The 23,048-nt window shown below is 37.8% G+C and carries 20 protein-coding genes and 1 pseudogene; 4 read left to right on the forward strand and 17 right to left on the reverse strand.

Going from position 1 to position 23,048, the window contains the following annotated elements:
• Nucleotides 1–35 precede the first annotated feature (35 nt).
• The 4 genes from P4S65_RS13985 to sdhC are packed head-to-tail and all read right to left on the reverse strand — an operon-like array spanning nucleotide 36 to nucleotide 3,251.
• Nucleotides 36–752 carry a succinate dehydrogenase iron-sulfur subunit gene (locus P4S65_RS13985; protein WP_096793185.1) on the reverse strand — a complete coding sequence of 239 codons (717 nt, stop codon included), beginning with the start codon at nucleotides 750–752 and terminating at the stop codon, nucleotides 36–38.
• Nucleotides 753–762: 10 nt separating this feature from the next.
• Nucleotides 763–2,535 (reverse strand): succinate dehydrogenase flavoprotein subunit, encoded by a 1,773-nt coding sequence (sdhA, locus tag P4S65_RS13990; protein ID WP_337120410.1) that lies wholly within the window; start codon nucleotides 2,533–2,535, stop codon nucleotides 763–765.
• On the reverse strand, nucleotides 2,536–2,883 hold the full coding sequence (gene sdhD, locus P4S65_RS13995; RefSeq protein ID WP_007375749.1) for a succinate dehydrogenase, hydrophobic membrane anchor protein: 348 nt from the start codon (nucleotides 2,881–2,883) through the stop codon (nucleotides 2,536–2,538).
• A complete protein-coding gene (gene sdhC, locus P4S65_RS14000) occupies nucleotides 2,874–3,251 on the reverse strand; it encodes a succinate dehydrogenase, cytochrome b556 subunit (protein WP_076914908.1) in 378 nt (125 codons plus the stop codon). Before sdhC ends, sdhD begins: the two co-directional genes overlap by 10 nt.
• 419 nt (nucleotides 3,252–3,670) lie before the next feature.
• Here sdhC and P4S65_RS14005 point away from each other — a divergent pair, with 419 nt between their 5' ends.
• The 3 genes from P4S65_RS14005 to P4S65_RS14015 all read left to right on the forward strand — a co-directional run bounded on the left by P4S65_RS14005 (nucleotide 3,671) and on the right by P4S65_RS14015 (nucleotide 6,759).
• Entirely contained in the window at nucleotides 3,671–4,957 is a 1,287-nt protein-coding gene (locus tag P4S65_RS14005) for a citrate synthase (RefSeq protein WP_007375747.1), read from the forward strand.
• 125 nt (nucleotides 4,958–5,082) lie between these two features.
• Nucleotides 5,083–6,309, forward strand: a complete 1,227-nt coding sequence (locus P4S65_RS14010; protein WP_337120764.1) for an aminotransferase class V-fold PLP-dependent enzyme — start codon at nucleotides 5,083–5,085, stop codon at nucleotides 6,307–6,309.
• A gap of 33 nt (nucleotides 6,310–6,342) precedes the next feature.
• Entirely contained in the window at nucleotides 6,343–6,759 is a 417-nt protein-coding gene (locus tag P4S65_RS14015) for a SufE family protein (RefSeq protein ID WP_007375745.1), read from the forward strand.
• Here the strand turns inward: P4S65_RS14015 and tcdA are convergent.
• The 7 genes from tcdA to P4S65_RS14050 are packed head-to-tail and all read right to left on the reverse strand — an operon-like array spanning nucleotide 6,756 to nucleotide 14,238.
• Nucleotides 6,756–7,574, reverse strand: a complete 819-nt coding sequence (gene tcdA / locus P4S65_RS14020) for a tRNA cyclic N6-threonylcarbamoyladenosine(37) synthase TcdA (protein ID WP_096793187.1) — start codon at nucleotides 7,572–7,574, stop codon at nucleotides 6,756–6,758. The genes P4S65_RS14015 and tcdA overlap by 4 nt on opposite strands.
• A complete protein-coding gene (locus P4S65_RS14025) occupies nucleotides 7,575–8,255 on the reverse strand; it encodes a TIGR01621 family pseudouridine synthase (RefSeq protein ID WP_096793188.1) in 681 nt (226 codons plus the stop codon).
• On the reverse strand, nucleotides 8,252–9,013 hold the full coding sequence (kdsB, locus tag P4S65_RS14030) for a 3-deoxy-manno-octulosonate cytidylyltransferase (protein WP_096793189.1): 762 nt from the start codon (nucleotides 9,011–9,013) through the stop codon (nucleotides 8,252–8,254). The genes P4S65_RS14025 and kdsB overlap by 4 nt, the downstream gene beginning before the upstream one ends.
• Entirely contained in the window at nucleotides 9,001–9,198 is a 198-nt protein-coding gene (locus P4S65_RS14035; RefSeq protein ID WP_007375741.1) for a Trm112 family protein, read from the reverse strand. Before P4S65_RS14035 ends, kdsB begins: the two co-directional genes overlap by 13 nt.
• On the reverse strand, nucleotides 9,188–10,168 hold the full coding sequence (lpxK, locus tag P4S65_RS14040; protein ID WP_337120411.1) for a tetraacyldisaccharide 4'-kinase: 981 nt from the start codon (nucleotides 10,166–10,168) through the stop codon (nucleotides 9,188–9,190). Before lpxK ends, P4S65_RS14035 begins: the two co-directional genes overlap by 11 nt.
• Nucleotides 10,165–11,910: a lipid A export permease/ATP-binding protein MsbA gene (gene msbA, locus P4S65_RS14045; RefSeq protein WP_096793191.1), complete on the reverse strand. Its 1,746-nt coding sequence runs from the start codon at nucleotides 11,908–11,910 to the stop codon at nucleotides 10,165–10,167. Before msbA ends, lpxK begins: the two co-directional genes overlap by 4 nt.
• A 60-nt stretch (nucleotides 11,911–11,970) precedes the next feature.
• Nucleotides 11,971–14,238: a DNA internalization-related competence protein ComEC/Rec2 gene (locus tag P4S65_RS14050; RefSeq protein WP_337120412.1), complete on the reverse strand. Its 2,268-nt coding sequence runs from the start codon at nucleotides 14,236–14,238 to the stop codon at nucleotides 11,971–11,973.
• Here P4S65_RS14050 and P4S65_RS14055 point away from each other — a divergent pair.
• Nucleotides 14,218–14,724 carry a DUF2062 domain-containing protein gene (locus tag P4S65_RS14055; RefSeq protein ID WP_033014898.1) on the forward strand — a complete coding sequence of 169 codons (507 nt, stop codon included), beginning with the start codon at nucleotides 14,218–14,220 and terminating at the stop codon, nucleotides 14,722–14,724. The two genes, P4S65_RS14050 and P4S65_RS14055, sit on opposite strands and share 21 nt — an antisense overlap.
• Nucleotides 14,725–14,813: 89 nt before the next feature.
• On the opposite strand, the gene P4S65_RS14060 is transcribed toward P4S65_RS14055, so the two are convergent.
• The 6 genes and pseudogenes from P4S65_RS14060 to pyrD all read right to left on the reverse strand — a co-directional run bounded on the left by P4S65_RS14060 (nucleotide 14,814) and on the right by pyrD (nucleotide 22,963).
• Nucleotides 14,814–16,559 (reverse strand): DUF3466 family protein, encoded by a 1,746-nt coding sequence (locus P4S65_RS14060; protein ID WP_337120413.1) that lies wholly within the window; start codon nucleotides 16,557–16,559, stop codon nucleotides 14,814–14,816.
• Between the two features lie 11 nt (nucleotides 16,560–16,570).
• Nucleotides 16,571–18,482 (reverse strand): annotated as a pseudogene (uup, locus tag P4S65_RS14065) (ATP-binding cassette ATPase Uup).
• Between the two features lie 15 nt (nucleotides 18,483–18,497).
• Nucleotides 18,498–18,737 carry a glutaredoxin family protein gene (locus P4S65_RS14070; RefSeq protein WP_337120414.1) on the reverse strand — a complete coding sequence of 80 codons (240 nt, stop codon included), beginning with the start codon at nucleotides 18,735–18,737 and terminating at the stop codon, nucleotides 18,498–18,500.
• Entirely contained in the window at nucleotides 18,730–20,847 is a 2,118-nt protein-coding gene (gene rlmKL, locus P4S65_RS14075) for a bifunctional 23S rRNA (guanine(2069)-N(7))-methyltransferase RlmK/23S rRNA (guanine(2445)-N(2))-methyltransferase RlmL (protein ID WP_007375734.1), read from the reverse strand. The genes P4S65_RS14070 and rlmKL overlap by 8 nt, the downstream gene beginning before the upstream one ends.
• A 452-nt stretch (nucleotides 20,848–21,299) precedes the next feature.
• Nucleotides 21,300–21,830 (reverse strand): cell division protein ZapC, encoded by a 531-nt coding sequence (locus P4S65_RS14080; protein ID WP_007375733.1) that lies wholly within the window; start codon nucleotides 21,828–21,830, stop codon nucleotides 21,300–21,302.
• Nucleotides 21,831–21,952: 122 nt separating this feature from the next.
• The gene (pyrD, locus tag P4S65_RS14085; RefSeq protein ID WP_033039014.1) at nucleotides 21,953–22,963 is read right to left on the reverse strand and encodes a quinone-dependent dihydroorotate dehydrogenase; all 1,011 of its coding nucleotides are present in this window, start codon (nucleotides 22,961–22,963) and stop codon (nucleotides 21,953–21,955) included.
• Between the last annotated feature and the right edge of the window lie 85 nt (nucleotides 22,964–23,048).

Genomic DNA, 23,048 nt, shown 5'->3' on the forward strand with positions numbered 1-23,048 from the left:
TAATCTGTATTAGCCATCTTACGTTTACTAAGTAATCAAACCGCTCGGTTTAATAACATAGATTTGATTTGCCCAATTGCTTTGGTCGGGTTAAGACCCTTAGGACAAACGCTAACACAGTTCATGATACTGTGGCAACGGAACACACTGAACGCATCGTCTAAATCCGCTAAACGTTCTTCAGTTGCTGTATCTCGGCTATCAGCCAAGAAACGGTAAGCGTGAAGAAGCCCTGCTGGACCAATGAACTTGTCTGGATTCCACCAGAACGAAGGACACGATGTCGAACAACATGCACACAAAATACACTCATAAAGCCCATCTAATTTATCACGCTCTTCGATGGTTTGAAGACGTTCGCCTGCAGCAGGCTGATCATTAATTAAATAAGGTTTTACTTTTTCGTATTGAGTGTAGAACTGACTCATGTCAATAACAAGGTCACGAACCACAGGTAAACCAGGTAATGGACGTACTACGATTTTACCTTTGCCATTTTTTTGTAGCGTAGATAAAGGAGTAATACATGCTAAACCATTTTTACCATTCATGTTAACACCATCAGATCCACACACACCTTCACGGCATGAACGACGGAAAGATAATGTAGGATCTTGTTCTTTTAAAAGAATAAGTGCATCCAACACCATCATGTCGTGACCTTCCTCTGTTTGCAAGGTGTATTCTTGCATACGAGGAGCGTTGTCAATATCTGGATTATAACGATAAACTGAAAATTGTACTTGTGCCATCGTCTATCTCCTAGTAAACACGTGCTTTAGGTGGGAAAGCTTCACGCGTTTTAGGCGCATAGTTTACATCACGCTTGCTCATTTCATCCGTTACAGGATTAAATACTGAGTGACATAACCAGTTTTCGTCATCACGATCTGGGTAGTCAAAGCGAGAATGTGCGCCACGGCTTTCTGTACGGAAGTTTGCAGCTACTGCAGTTGAGTAAGCTGTTTCCATTAAGTTATCTAGTTCAAGACATTCGATACGCTGCGTATTGAAGTCTGATGATTTATCATCAAGACGAGCATGTTGCAGGCGTTCACGAATTTCTTTAAGTTCTTGAAGGCCTGTAGCCATTGAATCACCTTCACGGAATACCGAGAAGTTAAGCTGCATACATTGCTGTAGGTCTTTTTTGATTTGAACTGGATCTTCACCTTGACCAGCCGTTGAGTTTTCCCAACGATTATAACGTGCAAGAGACGCTTCTAAGTCTGATTCTGAAGCTGACTTTGATACTTCAACATCTTTAAGGTACTTACCTAAGAAGTTACCAGCAGCACGACCAAATACAACTAAATCAAGTAACGAGTTACCGCCTAAGCGGTTTGCACCGTGTACAGATACACAGGCAATCTCGCCTACTGCAAATAAACCTTGAACTACTGTTTCTTTGCCTTGAGCATCGATTTGTAGCGCTTGGCCATTTACGTTAGTAGGAACACCACCCATCATATAATGACACGTTGGGATTACTGGAATTGGCTCTTTTGCAGGGTCAACGTGAGCAAATGTTTTAGCTAGGTCACATACGCCTGGAAGTCGTAAATTAAGTGTTTCTTCACCTAAGTGGTCAAGTTTTAACTTAAGGTGAGGACCCCAAGGACCATCACAACCACGACCTTCACGGATTTCAGTCATCATTGAACGCGCAACAACGTCACGAGAGGCTAAGTCTTTCGCGTTTGGTGCATAACGCTCCATGAAGCGCTCGCCATCTTTATTTAAAAGATAACCGCCTTCACCACGACAACCTTCCGTAACTAGCGTGCCAGCACCAGCTATACCCGTTGGGTGGAACTGCCACATTTCCATGTCTTGCATAGAAATACCAGCACGTGTTGCCATACCAACACCGTCACCAGTGTTAATGTGGGCATTAGTGGTTGATGCAAATATACGACCTGCACCACCAGTGGCAAGCACTACAGCTTTAGATTTGAAATAAGTAATTTCACCTGTCTCAATCTCAATTGCAGTACACCCTACCACATCACCATTATCGTTTTTAACTAAATCAAGTGCATACCATTCAGAGAATACATTTGTTTTGTTTTTTACGTTTTGTTGATAAAGAAGGTGTAATAGCGCGTGACCAGTTCGGTCAGCTGCAGCGGCTGTACGCGCGGCTTGTTCACCACCAAAGTTTTTCGATTGACCACCGAAAGGACGTTGGTAAACACGGCCATTTTCAAAACGAGAAAATGGTAGACCCATGTTTTCTAATTCAGTAATCGCTTCTGGGCCTGTTTGACACATGTATTCGATTGCGTCTTGGTCACCGATAAAATCGGAACCTTTAACGGTATCGTACATATGCCATTCCCAGTTGTCTTCGTGTGAATTACCAAGCGCTACTGTAATACCACCTTGTGCAGATACAGTGTGTGAGCGAGTTGGAAATACTTTAGAAATTAATGCACACGTTTTGCCAGATTCAGTAATTGCTAGAGCGGCACGCATACCTGCACCACCTGCACCAATTACTACGGCGTCAAATTCACGAACAGAATATTTCACTTAAACACCCCATAATACAATTAGACCAATAGCTACGTACGCAACGGCCATTAGGTTTAATATAAAACCTAAAACAGCACGTAACTTCGCACACTTAACATAGTCTGTAAGAACTTGCCAAAGGCCAATGCGGGTATGAACCATAACGCAGACAAGGGTAATTAATGTAAACCCTTTCATTGCTAGGTTAGAGAAGAGGCCTGTCCAGGCTTCGAAAGTGACTTCTGGCGTCGCTAAAAAATAGCCGATAATAAAAATCGCATACGCGCTGATTATTAATGCCGTGGTACGTAAAGATACGAAATCTTGTACACCATCACGTTTAAGAGTTGCTTGATTTAAAACCATATCCACACCCCTGCCAATACGGCAAACACAACACCAAGAGCCATTGAAACTTTAGCGCTGAGGTTACCTGATTCAAGTTCTTCCCAATGTCCCATATCCATAATCATATGACGGATACCACCAATAAGGTGATAACCTAATACAGAAACAGTGCCCCAAGCTATAAATTTGGCAATGAATCCGTTAAACAGACCCTTGACGAATTCAAAACTTTCAGCTGAAGAGAGAGACTCAGACCAAGCCCAAATGACAAACGTTAAAGCAAAAAACAATGCAACACCGGTGACGCGGTGGAATATTGACGCTTTAGCCGTTGCCGGCATAGATATAGTTGTTAGATCTAGATTTACAGGTCTTTGCTTTTTCACAGTTACTTGCCCATCTTGCTCGCAGTGGAGCTCATCTACTTGCTTTTCTAAAAACCCACCAAATATTACTGGTGGAACTATCAAAGTAAACGTATTAAAACAGTTAAAGTTCACATTTAAGCAAAAGTTAAGCTGTAAAAAAATGTTTACCCAAATACAATGCGGTTTAAAACCACTGTTAGTATATATACCCACAGGGCTTTTTACAATTCTTGTTTATTTATAGATGTTTGCGAATTAGCCAATGGTATTATATTTAAATAATACAGAATATTTATTATACATATATGCATAATGTTTATAAAAATTGACTTTACACCCCTCTTTCACGTTAAAATGCGAAGATGTGCTTAAAACAGATTTCAGAACTTTAAAAATCTAAAAATCAGAATAGATATCTTAATAGGAGATACATAACGATGGCAGATAAAAAAGCCACAGTCCAAATTGATGGGCTAGATCCAATCGAACTTCCAATTTATCAAGGCACTGCTGGCCAAGATGTAATCGACGTCCGTACGTTAGGTTCACATGGTCACTTTACTTATGACCCAGGTTTCATGTCGACTGGTTCTTGTGAATCTGCAATCACCTACATTGATGGTGGTAAAGGCATTTTACTTCACCGCGGTTACCCAATCGAACAATTAGCTGACGACTCAAACTACATTGAGTTATGTTATTTACTGTTAAATGGTGAATTACCTTCTAAAGAGCAATACGAAGTTTTTAAGAATGAAATCACTACAAGCACTATGCTTGACGAGAAGATTGCTAACTTTTTCCAAGGTTTCCGCTTTGACGCTCACCCAATGGCAATGCTTTGTGGTGTAGTGGGTGCGTTATCATCTTTTTATCATGAAGACCTTGATATTACTGATGCAGAACAACGTAAAACAAGCGCAGTTAAGCTAGTTGCTAAGTTACCAACTATTGCTGCAATGGCTTATAAAACAAACATCGGCCAACCGTTTGTATACCCACGTAATGATTTAAGTTATGCAGAAAACTTCTTACATATGATGTTCTCTGTACCTGCTGAAGAATACAAAGTTAACCCTATAACAGCTAAAGCAATGGATAAAATATTCATGCTTCATGCTGACCATGAACAAAATGCATCAACGTCTACAGTACGTCTTGCAGGTTCATCTGGTGCTAACCCATACGCTTGTATTGCTGCTGGTATTGCTTCTCTTTGGGGCCCTGCTCACGGCGGCGCTAATGAAGCATGTTTAAACATGTTAGAAGAAATCGGTTCTGTTGACCGTATCGATGAATATGTAGCAAAAGCTAAAGATAAAGCTGACCCGTTCCGCCTTATGGGCTTTGGCCACCGTGTTTACAAAAACTTTGACCCACGCGCTACAGTAATGCGTCAAACGTGTCATGAAGTTTTAGCTGAGCTTAATATCCAAGATCCATTGCTTGATATTGCAATGAAACTTGAGAAAATCGCGCTAGAAGACCCGTACTTCGTAGAGAAGAAACTTTACCCTAACGTAGATTTCTACTCAGGTATTATCTTAAAAGCGATTGGTATTCCAACAAGCATGTTCACTGTTATTTTTGCAATGGCACGTACTGTTGGTTGGATCACTCACTGGGACGAGATGTTATCTCAACCTGGTCATAAGATAAGCCGCCCTCGTCAGCTTTATACTGGTTACACTGCACGTGACTACGTATCAACTGATAAGCGCTAATCCGCTTTAGTATTGTTTGAATATTTTAAAAGGCCGCTTTGCGGCCTTTTTTATTATTTGTTACTTGAGAATAATAAAAAAGTGTCTACAATTCTCGCCTTAAAATGACTACATTGATGAAGCTAATGACTGTTTTAGAGTTTGACATAAATAAAATTCGAAGTGACTTCCCTACCTTAAATCAAACTATAAACGGCTACCCGCTTGTTTATTTAGACTCAGCTGCAACCTCGCAAAAGCCTCAATCAGTTATTAATGCAATTACTGAGTTTTACACTTCTCAAAACGCAAATGTACACCGTGGCCGTCACTCGCTCAGCGAACAAGCTACTAATTTATACGAGCAAGCACGAGATAAAATGGCTCAGTATTTTAATGTGTTCAGCCACGAGATTGTTTGGACAAAAGGCGCTACAGAGGCAATAAACTTGGTCGCTAACGGCTTAAAAAAGCGTTTAGATAAAAGTCATACCATAATGATATCTCCACTTGAGCATCATGCAAACATAGTGCCTTGGCAAATAGTGAGTCAACAAACAGGTGCTAAATTAGTATCGCTGCCGCTTAATAAAAACGGCACACTAAACACACAAGAATGCTGTGAATTTATAAAAGAAACAGAACCTGCCTTATTAGCTATTACACAAGCATCGAACACACTCGGTAATATCACTGATTTAAAGCCACTAATTGTAGCTGCAAAAGAGGTGAATTCACTTGTTTTAGTCGATGGTGCGCAAGGTGCACTGCATTTAAAACCTGATTTACGGGAATTAAACTGTGATTTTTATGTCTGCTCAAGCCATAAAATGCTTGGTCCAACAGGCTTAGGTGTACTTTATGGTCGATATGAGGAATTAAACGCCTTAGATATATATCAATCAGGCGGTGAAATGATCGATAAAGTATATTTAACCCACAGTACTTATCGCCCAGCACCTGCAAAATTTGAAACCGGCACACCGAATATTTCCGGCGTTTTAGGCTTTAGTGCTGCATTAGACTATTTAAATGAATTAGACCACGGTAAAATTCAGCGCTACGAGCAAAAATTATTTAATTATGCAGCAAAAAAATTGGTAATGATTGAGGGTATTACAATATATAGCAACCTAACTGACAATATTGGTACGCTCTGCTTTAACTTTAAAAATGAGCATCCTTACGATTTGGCAACTTTACTTGACGGATATGGGGTTGCAGTAAGGAGCGGACACCATTGTACACAACCTTTAATGGCACATTTAGGCGTTAATGGAACAGTTAGAGCTAGTTTAACCTTTTACAATACCTTTGAAGATGTAGATATATTTATCCATTCGCTTAAAAAATGTATCGCTTTATTGGATTAAACGTCACTTTAATAGAATTAATTAGGATAACTCATGACAAATACGTTTAAAAAAGTCACTGAATCTATAAAAAATGCACCCGCTTGGCAGCAAAAATATCGTGAAATAATGCTGTTGGGTAAAACATTACCTATATTACCAGAATCGCTGAAAATTGATGATGCCCTTGTACCAGGCTGCGAAAGTAAAGTGTGGATGTTTGTAGAGTTTGATTTAACAGAGAGCTCTTTAGTCGTTATAGGTGACTCAGATACACGTATTGTAAAAGGCTTACTAGCCTTAATATTAGCGCTGTATAACGGTTTAACACCAGAGCAGGTAATTAAAATTGATGCGTATGAAGAGTTTGAAAAATTAGGCTTAATTAGTCACTTAAGCCCTTCTCGTGGCAATGGAATTAAAGCCATGATTGAAAAAATAAAAACCATGGCACAACAAAAAGTGCTCTAAGCTCTATCACAATCAAGCGTTGTAAGTAGACGCTGCTTTTTATCCAAATATTTTCGAACAGCTTTTGCCGCAACAAAAAAGCCGAAGCTTCCTGTGATCATAGTCACAGATCCAAAACCATTATTACAGTCCATATTCATCGAGCCATCAGCACTTTGCTTAGCATGACATACACTGCCATCGCTTCCTGGGTAAACCAATTGCTCTGTTGAGTAAACACAATCAATATTGAACTTACGCTTAGGGTTATTACTAAAATTATACTGCTTGCGCAAAATATAGCGCACTTTTGCAAGTAATGGGTCTTGCGTAGTTTTAGCTACATCACCAAAAGTTATTTGGCTAGGATCAGTTTGCCCGCCAGCACCACCGGTTGTAATTATAGGGAGTTTATTACGTTTACAATGCGCTATTAATGCCGCCTTTTCTTTAACTGCATCAATACAATCAATCACATAATCAAAACCTTGAATATGTTCTTGAATATTATCAAGTGTAATAAAATCATCTATTACACTAATTTGGCATTCTGGGTTAATAAGCTCGCAGCGCGCTTTCATTGCATCGACTTTAGCTTGACCAATAGTGCCCGTTAACGCATGAATTTGCCTATTTACGTTAGTGGCGCAAATATCATCCAAATCAATCAATGTTATTTTACCAACACCAGTACGCGCGAGCGCTTCAGCCGCCCAGCTTCCTACACCACCAATACCTACTACACAAAAGTGTGCTTCTTGAAGCCAATCAAACTGTTGATGACCATATAGACGTTTGATCCCGCCAAAACGTATATCTGTAACTTTTTCGCTCATTTACCAATCCAGTTGCCATGGCGATTGCCATGCTTGAAAATCTTGATGTTTAATTAACGCCAAATACTCATCACCACTATCGGGTAATAAAGTTAGCTGTATTTGTTCACCTTGCCATAAAAAGCTTAACGCATATGCATGTAAATAGGTACGATTTGAAGGCGTGCCTGAATACATTGCATCGCCAAAAATAGCTGCGCCCACACTTTTTAGTGCCACTCTTAATTGATGCGTCTTTCCTGAATAAGGTTTTAAAATATACCCTCTAAATCCTGGCTTATAACTCAGAGAATAGAATCGGGTGATTGCAGGGTTAAGTGTACTCGTTAGTAACTTAAATGAGCCACGGCGAGATTTAGCCATATCGCCTTTTATCCACCCTTGCTTCTTTTTAGGTTTAGCATCACTAATCGCTAAATAAAATTTATTAATCGCATGCTCAGTAAACATAACAGTAAAGGCGGCTGCAGAGGCTTTGTTTCTTGCTAAAATAATAAGCCCTGATGTCACTTTATCTAAACGATGAACGGCATAAAGCTTTTGCGATAATTGTTGTTCGGCTAACACAACAAAACCAGGCCCCTCTTCTGAATGAAAATTAAGACCTGCTGGCTTTTCTAAAATATAAAAATCGTTATGTGTATAAACAACGTTTAATATCTTACTTACTTGCTCACTCACACGTTTTTACTTTTAATATACGCTATCACTTTAGCTAAGTCATCGGGCGTATCGACACCTGCATGGGGAGCTATTTGAGCTTGTTCTATTTTGATTTTATAACCATGATACAAGACACGTAACTGCTCAAGCGATTCAAGCAATTCAAGTGGTGATACACTCAGTTCTATATATTGTTTAATAAAACCCGCTCTGTACGCATAAATACCTACATGGCGTTGGAACGGTGATAAATTAAGAGCCGTGCTATCATCCATCATTGTATTTCTATCAAACGGTATACTTGCACGAGAGAAATACAGGGCATTTTTATTTATATCACTCACCACTTTAACGGCATTAGGATTAAATACTTCATCACGCTCTTCAATAGCAACACTTAACGTTGCCATTGGTGCTGTTGAATCACTTAATAGTGCAGCAACTTGAGATACGTTTTCTGGTGCAAGTAATGGCTCATCGCCTTGTACGTTAACCACAATTGTATCGTTATCAAGTTCAAGTAAATCAACTACTTCTGCTAACCGTTCAGTGCCAGACTGGTGATCTTCGCGAGTCATTACTACGTCGCTAGTAAATAAACTTACTGCATCAAATACTTTTTGATGATCGGTTGCTACAATAACTTTGCTAGCCCCTGATAAACATGCTTTTTCGTAAACATGTTGAACCATTGGCTTACCGCATATATCGGCAAGTGGTTTTCCTGGTAGTCGGGTTGATGCAAAACGCGCAGGTATAACAACTACGAATTCCACTTTTCAACCTCTTCTAAAGATAACTCACGCGCTTCATTTTCAAGTAATACTGGAATATCATCTTTTACAGGATAAGCAAGTTTAGCTGCCGTGCTAATTAGTTCGTTATTTTCTCTATCAAAACGTAATTTACCCTTGCCTACTGGGCAAGCAATTATCTCGAGTAGTTTTGTATCAAAGGCCATTGAGTATTCCTTTTTCTTTTAATAATGAATTTAGTTTATTTATAACGCTATCGGTAGGTTGTGCATCTACTGGTAAATAATACCAATTAGGTTTGGCAAAGGACTCACATTTAACGGCGTCTTTTTCCGTCATTATAATGTAATCATCGCCAAACTGGACAAAATCATCGGCTGTATAAGCATAATGATCTTTAAAATGATGAGTCGATAATAACGTAATGCCTTGTGCTTCAAGTGAGTTTTCAAACCGTTTAGGATTACCAATTGCACTTATTGCATGTGCATGAGTCACTGTGTGTTTTACATCATCACTTGAATTAACTAATCGTAAGTTACTTACTTTTAGCGTGTAGCTATTATTAGCCTCACCACCATTTTCAATTACTATATCCACATTTTGTAAGCGTTTAGTTGTTTCGCGAAGTGGCCCTGCAGGCATAACAAAGCCATTACCAAAACGGCGTTCACTATCAACAATACAACACTCAATGCTACGTGGCATTTTATAATGCTGCATTCCATCATCAGAAATAATGACATCTAGCGTATAGTTATTTTCTAATAAATCGATATTGTGTTGTCTATTAGGACCAACCGCTATTGGGCATTTTAAACGGTGGTATAAAAGTACAGGCTCATCTCCAGCCTGTTGGGCGTTAACAACTGAAGTGACTAACAGCGGGTAATTATCTGATTGCCCACCGTAGCCTCTACTAATAATACCCACTGATAAACCTTGCCCGGTCAAATACTCATACAACCACAAAACAAAAGGGGTTTTACCATTGCCGCCTACACTTATATTGCCGACTACAATAACAGGCGTTTTACACTCAAACGCTTTAATTATTTTAGCGCTGTACAAGCATTTTCGAAATGTCGATACAATCCAAAACAGAGCACTCAATGGTAATAACAATAAAGTAATTAGACCAAATGGTTTATACCAACTTTGTTCTATTTTGCTCACGCCTGATCACCAAACTGCATTTTGCAAAGGGCTGAATACGTACCGTCATTTGCTAATAAGCTATTGTGATCGCCACTTTCTATTACACGACCGTTATCAATAACATAAATTCGATCACTGTTTTCAATAGTAGATAAGCGATGCGCAATAACAATTGAGGTTTTGTCTTTCATTAGCGTTTCTAACGCTTGCTGAATAAGCTTTTCAGACTCTGTATCAAGTGCTGATGTTGCTTCATCTAAAATCAAAATAGGTGCATCTTTTAATATTGCACGCGCTATAGCTATTCGCTGGCGTTGACCACCAGAAAGCATTACGCCATTTTCACCTACCATGGTGTTTAATTGTTCTGGAAGATCTTTAACAAACTCCCAAACATGCGCTTGTTTTGCTACTTGTACTAATTCGTCATTAGTTACATCATGCTTTATGCCATAACAAATATTGTTGGCAATCGTATCGTTAAATAACACGACTTGCTGAGAAACCAAAGCAAATTGGCGACGCAAATCTGTTAATTTATAATCCTTCAGGGCTATGCCATCAAGTAATATTTCACTCGGCAGATCTAAATCATAGTAACGTGGTAATAAATTAGAAATAGTTGATTTACCCGAGCCTGAGCGCCCTACTAAGGCAATACTTTCACCCGCTTTAATCGTTAGCGACAAATCGTTTAATACGGCTTCATCTTTAGTTGGGTACTTAAAGGTTACATTTTTAACTTCAATTAACCCTTTCACTTTATCAACAGCGACTGTGCCATTATCTTTCTCTACATTTTCATCAAGTATTAAAAATATACTTTGAGATGCAGAAATGCCACGTTGCATATCGCTATTAACATTAGCCAATTGTTTAAGTGGGCGCAGCAACATCATCATTGATGATATCAGAACCACAAAATCCCCAGAGCTTATAGTATCAATCATAGAAGGCATCGATACCACCCATAAAATAACAGCCATAGCACTTGCGGCGAGTATTTGAATAATGGATACACTTAAGGCTTTTGTCGCATCCATTTTAATGCGCTGCTGACGGTTATGATTATTAATTTTAGAAAATTTATTTATTTCTTGCTCTTGTCCACCAAACCCGTGAATTACTTTATGTCCGCTAAGCATTTGTTCAGAGCTACGTGTAACCTGCCCCATAGCTGATTGGATACTTTTAGAAATATGGCGAAAACGTTTCGATACAACCGCTACAATAATAGCGACGAGAGGGATGATGACTAGAAATATAAGTGAGAGCTTCCAACTGGTATAAAACATTACACCAAGTAAAAAGACGACAAAGGCCCCTTCACGTACAACAATAAGTAGCGCTTTAGTTATTGCTTGTTGAACTTGCTCTGTGTCAAAAGTGATTTTTGAAATTAAATCGCCCGTAGAGTTTTTGTCATGAAAAGAAACGGGCAAATGCAATATGTGCTCAAATAACTCTTGGCGTAAAGATCGTACAACTTGTGAACCTACATAGCTTAAACAATACGATGACATAAAATTAAAAATACCACGCCCAATCACCAGTGCAATAACAACAAATGGAGCATACTTTAATACATCGCTGTTTCGTTGGTTCAAACCTTCATCAATAAATGGTTTCATTAATTGAATAAATAGCGCGTCCATTCCTGAATAGCCAATCATTCCTATAATAGCGACGAAGGCTACACTCTTATATGCACCGACGTAAGAAATTAACCGTTTATAAATTTGTGTAGTACTTTGATCCATAACACTCTCTTCATACAATTACAGACTCTATTGTATCCTTAGGGACACTAAAACAAAACGTCAATTTTTGATAAACCAGTAACTTTCATCCTCTCGAGCCGCTTTTACTCGAACATTATCATTGTAAAATTCAATACTTATTTGTCCTTGTTGACCTGTCACATATTGAGTTGCATTTATTTTGTCGTAACGATCAACAACCTCCTCCTTCGGGAAGTGCCATTGTCCTTTGTAAGCACTAGAATGAACAACAATTTTAGGATTTACAGCACTTATAAACTCATTACTAGACGATGTATCGCTACCATGATGTGGGCTTAGCATAACGGTACTTTTTAAAAAATAGTTCTCTTGCAATAATTGCAACTCTCGTTGTTTAGATATATCACCCGTTAATAAAACACTGTGGGTTTTATCAGCAACACGAATAACGCATGAATCATCATTCTCATTTTTGAAGTTTAACGTTTTAAAGCTTTCAATTTGAAGGCCAAAAATATCTATTTTGGTTACTTTGCAAGTGTCTTGTAAGTTATGGGGATGAAATGTGGTAAAACGAGTTTCGTAGCCTGCTTTTATAAAATGATCTACACCGCCCGCATGATCGTTATCTTCATGACTTAAAATAGCTGTTGATACAGTAAGATTGTTTGACTCAATAAAGGGCAGTAAAATACTACGGGTACGACTAAAACGATTGAAATAACTAGGCCCAAAATCATAAATTAGTGCATGTTTATCTTTTTCTATTAGCACCATTAATCCATGTCCTACATCAAAAACATGTAATTGCCATTTTGGCTTATCCACTATTAAGTAGTTAAACAATATGACACTTAATGGGACACCTGCTAGCCATTTATATGGTACTAAATAAAAAATCGAAATAGTAATGTATGAAAAAACAACAACAATAGCGTCAATATTACCTATATTTAACCAACGAATATAACTAGGTATTTTCAATAGCCATTCAAATAAATAACTTAAGCCTTCATCAAAAACACTAATAATCATGCCTATATCAAGTAAGCTGCTAATAAATGTGATAATAATTAGACAAGGCATAACGACTAAAGAAAGTAATGGGATAGCAATTAAGTTCAGTACTAAACCAACTAAGCTCACGCCATTAAAGAAGTATAATGAAACTGGTAATAAACCAATAAATAAAGCAATTTGAACGACAGTTAATGCAACGACCTTATTTAGAAATGATGTATTAAAAACCGGTATTTGCTTAACAACTAGAAATATAATAACCACAGCAATAAACGAGAAATACAGCCCAGCGTTTAATACATTAAAAGGATTAACTATAAGCAGAATAACAAGTGCATATAAAATACTTCGCCAACGTAATGGTTGTTTTGCCAAAAAGTAGAGTGCTAAATAACACCCAAGCATGATTAAGGCGCGTGTAGCTGAAACTAAAAAGTCACTCAAATATACATAGATAAACGATCCAATAAAGCCAACTAGACTATAAATAACAGACAGGTTTTTAGTCTGCTTACCAGCGTATTTTATTTGTTTAAATAAAAATCGCGTAATTACATAGCAAAAACCAAATATTAACCCGATGTGTAATCCGGATATTGCCAGTAAATGGCTCAACCCCAATGATTGCATTAATTGTTTATCTGTAAAGCTCATTAACGACTTATCACCCGTTAATAGTGCATAATATAGCCATCTAAGTTTTGTATTACTGTAAGTCCTTTTTATATATTCCCTATAATTTATAAGGTGGTTGTGTTTTTTATTACGCGCAACAATAAGTTCTTTATTGAGTATTTTTCCTTTAAAAAATATTCGTTGTGTAAAAGCATATCTCTCGTTATCAAATACATTAAAATTTTTAGTACTTCGAAAGTTTTTTATAGCTATTGTTGCTTTAAAAGTATCACCAACAAAAAGTATTTGTTCAGAATTCACACTTAGCATTGCACTCGGTGCCCTAAAATATGCGTATTGAGCAGTATCAAATTCTATTATTTTTACTCTTATGTATTGAGGTTGCTTATTTGAAATTATATCTTCGACAATTAGATCAGCTGCATATGCATACTTTTCATCCTGTTTTGGGCTTTCAAAATTATAAAAAGTATAATAATGCAGTGATACACAACAAATAGCGCAAATAAAGCCTAACAATACATTTAAAAACGGCTTAAAATACAAACTCACAATAAGGACTGATATTGTGAATATTATAAATTCGAGAGTTTGATAATAAAATACGGTTGCGATACAGCCAATTACAAACCCAAGACTTATCCACACTGATGTAAATGGTTGCTTTAAATGGCTAAAAAAACGATCCAAAGATTTTTACCTGATCCAAATAAAATTAGACATCATAAATATCTAAGAATTTTTGGGCACCTTTTGCAAGATGCAAATCTTTGGCACTTAAATAGACGGTCCGCTCGAGGAGCATTTGCTGTTGGGCTATTTTTTGCTTTCATCCCTGTTCCCTTTCAAATGGTCTTAGCCGCAGCTGGAGCTATAGTATTTAGAGTTAACTTACCTATTTCGGTTGCTTTAGTTTGGCTTACAAATCCATTAACTATGCCCCCTATATTCTACGGTTCGTATTTAGTTGGTACATTAATTTTAAACCAGCCAGAGCAACACTTTGCCTTTGAACCTAGCTGGGCTTGGTTTCTAGAAAGTATAGAAACCATTGGACCCGCTTTTTTAATTGGCTCATTGGTATGCGCCTCTATCGCGAGCATAATTGCTTACTTTAGTATAGATATTATTTGGCGACGTTCGGTAGTCAAAGCGTGGGCAACACGCAACAAATAACCAAATATTTATAAGCTCTAATTACTATAGACGAAAAAAATCCCAACTTAATGAAGTTGGGATTTTTTTATGCGAATCACTTTAGTTAATTAAAAACGGAATATACGTCTTATGCCAACTAAGGGGAGTAATAATAATGTGAACCAAGGAAAGCTCGCAGAGTTACGTTCATAAACTTCTGCTTCAGGAGGTGCACAGTTTTCAACTTCACCATTAGCAATAGGAGTTAACTTTACTGCAACTGCGACACTTTCAAATTCAATATTGCCTTCAATATCAGTAACAATTCCACCTAACGAATCACGTTTTTCAACTGTTTTGGTTGCTACACCAAAAATCTCATTATTTTCGTTAATTACTTTAGCTTCAGCCATTGTATAAGCATAATTTGTCTCACCATCAGTTTCATAGCATGGTAATAAGTCATTTAGGTTGGTTATTTTATCTTCGCCAATCTTATATACAAATGCCTCTTTACGACGTGAGCTATCTGAAACACCTACCTCACCTTCCCCAACAATATAACCTTGGCTATTTATATCATTACCATAAGAACTTGAACTAGAAAAATAGTCAGTAGGAAATACCGTATTGCCTGTTGCTATATCATGATAAAAAAACTTATTTCGAAGTGTTCCTTCAATTCGTTTAATAGCATAACCCGTAATAACATCATTATTACTTATTGCTAATGCTTTACCGCCTTGCCAATCATCTTCTTGATTTATAAAATCAACTACCGCACCATCTTTATAATAAACGGGCATGGTTAATATAATGTCATCATCTTTGTAGTATCGCGTATGCGATGAACCTATAGCAACACCATTACTATTAACCGCAAGTGCAGTACTTATAAATGCATCATCTTCAGTTTCACCTTCATCAGGTGTCAGTGCTAAACCAAGTTCTTCGACAGAAGTAATATTTAACGATTCATCAAGTTCCCATTTAACAGCACGCTTATTAAATAAGCCTCGTGAAAAATTAGAATTTAATAAATTAACACATACTGATATAGGTTCATCTTCATTATCACACCCATCATCAATATCATCTTGTATTTCAACTGGTATACTAGTTGAAACGTTACCTACTACAGTATAACCACTATTTGTTTTAATAATGTCGTTAGCGCGGCTTGTGCCGCCATATTCATTGAATTCAGGTTCTAACTCAACACTTATACTGCCATCAGCACTTATTACAATCCCACGCTCTATAAATTCATGAGTGAACCATGTTTCAGCTTCGTCATCTCCATCAGGAGTGAATAAAACTTTATCGTAGGGTGCACTGCCCCAACCAACTGAAACACCATCTTCGCTAACAGCATTATACAAATTCGTAGTAGAGCGCGTTAATCCATCGTAATCAACTGAAGCTATATCAAATAAAGGCTGCTCTGTTAAAGTAGAATCATTAAAATTAACGCCTATTAATGAACTTATTTTCTGATACTCAAAATTTGTAGAAATCGATGATAAAAAGCTAATCATAAAACTATGAGCGTCAGAGTTAGTCGCAACAGCATCATTGTTTTCGATATCATCAAGCGTAAAGGTAATTACTTTATCGCTTAACTCAAATGCATCTTCTGTATTACTGTAACTATTCTTGATAATACTTTCTGAAAAATCTATATAGCTTGTATCAATTGGTAAATTATATAAACCATTAGCGACACCAATAATATGGCCGCTTTCACTAACATCGGTAACGTAAGAGTGTTTAGCGTTTTCAGAAGACCCTAACTCAGTTAATTGATATGTCGCACTTATTGCTGAAGTGCTTAATGTCGCTAAAATACTGGCAGCGAGTAATTTATATTTCATTTTAGTCCTTACTACTGATTCTGTAATTCTTCAAGTTCTTCCCAGCGCTCAAGGGCAGCTTCAAGGTCAGACTCAAGTTGTGCTAAATGGTTCAATGCTTTAGTTGTTACATCACTCTCTTGTTTAAAAAAGTCTGCGTCACTCACTACAGCTTGTTGAGCTTCAATTTCAGCTTCTAGTTTTTCCATTTTATTCGGTAGTTGCTCTAATTCAAGTTTTAATTTGTAAGAGAGTTTATTTGTCTTAGCTGCAGGTTTGGCAGCTGGAGTTACTACTTTTTCAACTTTTTTTACTGGTTGTTGCTGAATTTTTTTCTTGTTCAGCTAAGTAACTAACATAGGCTTCATAGTCGCTATAACCACCAACGATATCTGTTACTTTACCATTGCCTTCAAATGCCCATACACTAGAACATGTATTATCAATAAATTCTCGGTCATGGCTTACAATCAGCACTGTACCTTGGTATTGATTAATAATGTCCTCGAGTAACTCTAACGTTTCAATATCCAAGTCATTCGTTGGCTCATCAAGAACAAGTATATTAGATGGTTTTAAAAACAGTTTAGCTAATAGCAGTCTATTTTTTTCACCACCAGAGAGTGCTTTAACCGGTGTACGAGCGCGTGCTGGCGGGAATAAAAAGTCTTGCAAATAACCTAAAACATGACGTGAACGACCGCCCATCATCACTTCTTGTTTACCTTCGGCAACGTTATCTTGAACTGTTGCTTCTTCGTCAAGTTTTTCACGGTACTGATCAAAGTAAGCAAATTCTAAATTAACACCTTGCTTAGTTATGCCGCTATCTGGTTCTAAATCACCAAACATTAGTTTTAATAGTGTTGTTTTACCAATACCATTTGGACCTACTAAGCCGATTCTGTCACCACGCATAACAAGTGTCGAAAAATCATCAGCAATAACTTTGTCTTTAAATGCATGGCAAAGGTGCTGAGCTTCAAATACTAATTTACCAGAGCGGTCTGCTGTTTCAATATTAAAGTCAGTTTTACCAACTTGATCAACACGTTGTTTACGCTCATTACGTAGCTGCTTTAACTCTCTAACACGCCCTTCGTTACGTGTTCTACGCGCTTTAACACCTTGGCGGATCCACGTTTCTTCTTCTGCTAAACGCTTATCAAATAATGCATTTTGCGCTTCTTCTACTTTTAAATCATGCGCTTTTTGCTCTAGATAAGTCGCGTAATCACCTGGGTACGAAATAAGTTTACCGCGATCTAAATCTAAAATACGCGTAGCAACAGCACGAATAAACGCACGGTCATGCGATATAAATACAATACCGCCTTTAAATTCTTTTAAAAACTGCTCAAGCCACATAACACTTGCCATGTCTAAGTGGTTTGTTGGCTCATCAAGAAGTAATAAATCAGGCTCACTAACAAGTGCACGAGCAAGTGCCACCTTACGTAACCAACCACCTGAAAGAGACTCAAGTTTAGCGTCTGGTGTTAACTCTAATTGAGTTAATACTAATTGAATTCGGCTATCAAAGCGCCAGCCATCCGCAGCTTCTAATTGGTTTGATAAACGCTCAAGTTTGTTTAATAACTTATCATTACACTCTGTTTGTAACTCATTACTTACATGGTGAAAATCAATGAGTAAATTAGCAATTTCTGGCATACCTTGCGCAACGTAATCAAATACTGTTCCACTTGCACCTTTTGGTGGATCTTGCTCTAAGCGTGAAATTCGTATTCCGCCAAGCTGATTTATTTCACCATCATCTAAAACAACTTGGCCATCAAGTACTTTTAATAACGTTGATTTACCCGCGCCATTTCGGCCAACCACACACACTCTTTCGCCACTTTCTATAACCGCATCTGCTTTGTTAAGCAAAGCATGTGTACCAAAAGCAAGTTGTGCTTTTAAAATTCTAATTAAATCCATAGTTCTTATTTGCTCTTATTCTGCTTGTGCTAAAAATTCGCGCACAGAGTGTAAAGTAAAAGGCCAATATAATTTCTCGCCTTTTTCACTTTTTAATACAGGAATAGTAATTTGATACTCAGCAATAAGCTGCTCATCAGTCATAATATCGATTAGTAATAACTCACTGTTGTCATTTAGTACATCAGTGATAAATTGCTCAGCTTGCTCGCACAAGTGGCAACCATCAGTATGATATAAAATCCATTTAGCCATGCGTAATTAGCCAGCTATTATGGATTTTTTTATTACGTTTGAAGTCTGGTGATAGTGTTTTATCTGAGATATTAACGGCTTTTAAACCTAAACCAATCAGGCCAACTTCATCCATTACAAAACCACGTTTGTTATTAGAGAAAATCAAAGTACCTGATGGACTTAAAATCTTTTTAACCCACGTTAATAATTTAATGTGATCGCTTTGCACATCAAACGCGTCTTTCATACGTTTTGAGTTTGAGAACGTTGGAGGGTCTAAAAATATCAAATCATATTGTGCTGTCGCATGCTCTAACCACTTTAAACAATCTGCTTGTTCAAAACGGTAACGTGTATTACTGATATTGTTTAAATCGAAGTTATCTTGGCCCCATTTTAAATAGGTTTTAGATAAATCAACTGTTGTAATTGCTTTAGCGCCACCAAGTGCAGCATGCACAGAGGCAGTACCTGTGTATGCAAACAAGTTTAAAAAGCGTTTATCTTTTGCATTTTCTTGAATATAACGACGCATTAAACGGTGATCTAAAAATAAACCTGTGTCTAAGTAGTCAAATAAATTAACTTTAAACTTAGCACCAAACTCTTCAACTACCATAGTTCGGTTTTGTTTAGACATGGCCGTATACTGGTCTTCACCCTTTTGCTTTTTACGCACTTTTACAGCAATATTTTCAGGCGAGATATCAAGTTGTTGCGAAGTCAATGTTATTACGTCTTGCAGGCGTTTTTCTGATGTTTTTTCATCAATTTCTTTAGGCGCTGCATATTCAAAAATAACCGCTGAATCACCGTAAATATCTACAGCAACATTGTACTCAGGGATATCCGCTTCATAAACACGATAAGCGTCTACTTTATTTTGTTTAAGCCAGTTTTTTAAGCCTTGCTTATTCTTTTTCAATCTATTTGCGAATGACGTAGAGCCTTCAAAATTAAGCGCTTTTTTATCATCGGTGGTCAAACTTACTTGCTTATCATCTAATTGATATAAGTTGAGTTCAACATCAAGTGGGCCATTTTTAAACTTATAACGCTTAAGACGCACAAGTTTTAAAAGTTTAAATAAGCTCTCGTCCATACCCAGTAAGGCAAGTTTCCAATGATTAAAGTGCTTTTTAAAGCCAACACCTAAATTACGGTGTAAATCAACAAGCTCAGCCATAGAACCAATACGCTCACCATAAGGTAAGTTTGAAATTACCACACCAGGTAACTTAGCAACGGCTGTAAGCTTAGTGGCATCACTTTGCTTAAACTTAATAACATCATCAAGCTCAGCCCGTTTGGCATTATCAATCGCTTTACTTAAAACTTGTTCATCGTAATCGTGGCCAATTAACCACAATTTAGGGTCGGTAATGTTAGCAAGTAACTCTTCTTTAAGTTCTTTAAACTTAGCGGCTCTAAAACTGGGTAAACGTTCAAAAGCAAAGCCTTCACGGAATAATCCCGGCGCTTCGTTTCGTGCCATGCCGGCCGCTTCGATTAAAATAGTACCCGCACCACAACATGGATCGAATAAAGGCTGTTTTACATTATCAAGCCAACCACTTCGCTTAATTAGTGCAGCAGCTAGGTGCTCTTTAATTGGCGCTTTACCTTGGCCTTGACGGTAACCACGTTCAGACAAACGAGGGCCAGAATAGTCAATATACATAGAAACGCCGTAACGATTTAGTCGTGCAACAACACGTACGTTAGCGTCTTGCTTATCAACGTTGGGACGCTGCTCGTATAAATCATTAAAATAATCAACAATCGCATCTTTTATTACAAGACCAGAAAATTGTGTGTTTTTTAATGAGTCATTGGTACCGTTGAAGTCGACAGCGAATGTTTGAGTAGGTCCAAACCACTCTTGCCAAGGTTGCGATCGCGCAAAATTATACAGGCTATTTTTGTCATCTACGCCTTCTTTTTCTTCAATAAGCATAAGCACACGCGTTGCAAAACGACTTGATAAACAAACCTTTTGCGCCAGTAATGAGTCAGCCTCAAAACGAACAGAACCAACAGTTTGCTTAGACACAGTTGCGCCAAGCTCTGTTAATTCATCAACCAATAAATTTTCGATTCCGATAGAAGTAAGTGCGATAAATTGCAAAGTAATAACCCTTAATAGCTAATTGCGCAGGATTATAACATAGGTTGAGTGACATACACGCCATAAAGACACGCTTAAAAACTTAAATTTGATGAGGGTCTGTTGAACTTTCAAGGTTAAATTTGCAGCAGTCTGTTTGGTATTTAGGCAAGGCAGAGCCTATGCAGTGTAGTCATTCCCCATAAATGGGCGATAACGTAGCATTAAAGCCAAACAGGCGCTGCCCAAACGGTTCTTCCTAGGGGCTATTTACTCTTTGTTGCCTAAGTGGGTGTAGGTAAGGGGCGTGAGCAGGACGCGGAAGCTTTGCTCGGTTTTACTTATTCTTACATGGATGTAAGCCAGTATGGTAACGAAGGAGCAGTTACCGAGCCCACTAGGTTACAAATCTCGCGCCGCGATTAAATAGCCCCTAGTTTGAACAAATTTCAATCCGCAAAGATCAGCAGACCTTAGGCGGTTTGACTTTGGTATTGCTGATTTAGGATGGGGTGGACTCGATTATTCAAAATACGGATTACTTCAAATTGTGCTAAAGATAAGTTTTCGTCCAATTTAAATGTTTCACTTAGATTCAAACAAATAGATGCATCAGAGCAGTGCTCTACAATTAAGAAATCACCCGATTGCGCTTTAGATGTTAATTTTACTATTGCCTCTACGCTTGGCTCTGTCCCGGTGTATTCTTCAAAAAACCAACTTTTTGCTAAAACGGGCTTTAAGTGATACTTAACAGCGGTCGCATTTAGCGATATTTGACAAACTTGAGCCGCAGTCCACAATTCAAATCCATCAAGGTAATTATAAACTTGCTCGTAAAATGCCGCATCTTCGAGGCTAAAGCGTGGATTCTTAAAAACAGAATCCGTTAACTGTCTTAACTTATAAGGCGTACATAATTGCATATCGTCATTTAAATCAAGTAATAAACGGTTTTTATCAGGACAAGCAATCCACTGCCATTGCTTTGATGCTTGTAACATTTACTCCTCCTTGGGTTTATTAAAATAATTAGACGTTGCTTAGAGTATAACGGCTTCTGACCATTTTTAAAATGCTTGCTTAGAACATTTATCGAACGATCAAAAGCTTAGATAACTGATCCTTATAAGCCGTTAACGATCGTCTTTACCAATTGTGGACCTTTGTAGATGAACCCAGTATAAACTTGAACTAAATTTGCGCCTGCATCTAACTTTTCTTTTGCAGATGTAGCATCGTCAATACCGCCTACTCCGATGATTGGCAACTTACCTTGTGTTAAACGCTTTAATTCGCTTACGACCTCTGTAGAGCGCATTCTAACAGGGTGACCTGACAAACCGCCGGCCTCTTCTGCATATTGCTGCCCCATAACTGCAGCTCGTTCAAGTGTAGTGTTAGTTGCAATCACACCATCAATTTTATTATTTAAAAGTGACTCACTTACTTGCTCTATTTGTATTTGATCCAGATCCGGCGCAATTTTTATCAGCATCGGAACTTGCTTATTGTGTTTAGCTGCTAGATCAAGTTGCTCGCTTTTAAGGCTTTGCAGTAAATCATCAAGCGCTGCACCATATTGTAAATCACGAAGTCCAGGGGTATTTGGTGATGAAATATTTACCGTAATGTATGAGGCATGCTCAAATACTTTACGCATACAGTAAATGTAGTCATCTTTACCTTGCTCATTAGGTGTATCTTTATTTTTACCAATATTGATACCGAGTATCCCACTGTACTTTGCCGCTTTTACGTTAGCGATTAAGTTATCAACGCCTTTATTATTAAACCCCATGCGATTAATAATTGCATTTGACTCTGGCAACCTAAAAATACGAGGTTTATCATTACCCACTTGAGGGCGCGGTGTAACCGTACCGACTTCGATAAAACCAAAGCCCATTTGGCTAAATGCATCTATACATTCAGCATTTTTATCAAGCCCTGCAGCAAGCCCAACTGGGTTTTTGAATTCAAGGCCTAAAAAATTAACTGGTTTGTCTGCAATACTTTGCGACCAAGCGGCACTTAACGGTGTGTTAGCGAAGCGACGTAGGTTACTTAGAGCAAACTCATGCGCCCACTCCGCATCACGGGTAAACATAAAACGGCGAGCTAAATCGTAAAACATGAATATAATCCTCTATTAAAATACAGACAAAAAAATACCTCAGACAAGGCTGAGGTATTGTATAACAAAATAATCAATTCATTTA

It is taken from the genome of Pseudoalteromonas sp. B131b, assembly GCF_037162545.1.
GTDB lineage: Bacteria > Pseudomonadota > Gammaproteobacteria > Enterobacterales > Alteromonadaceae > Pseudoalteromonas > Pseudoalteromonas fuliginea.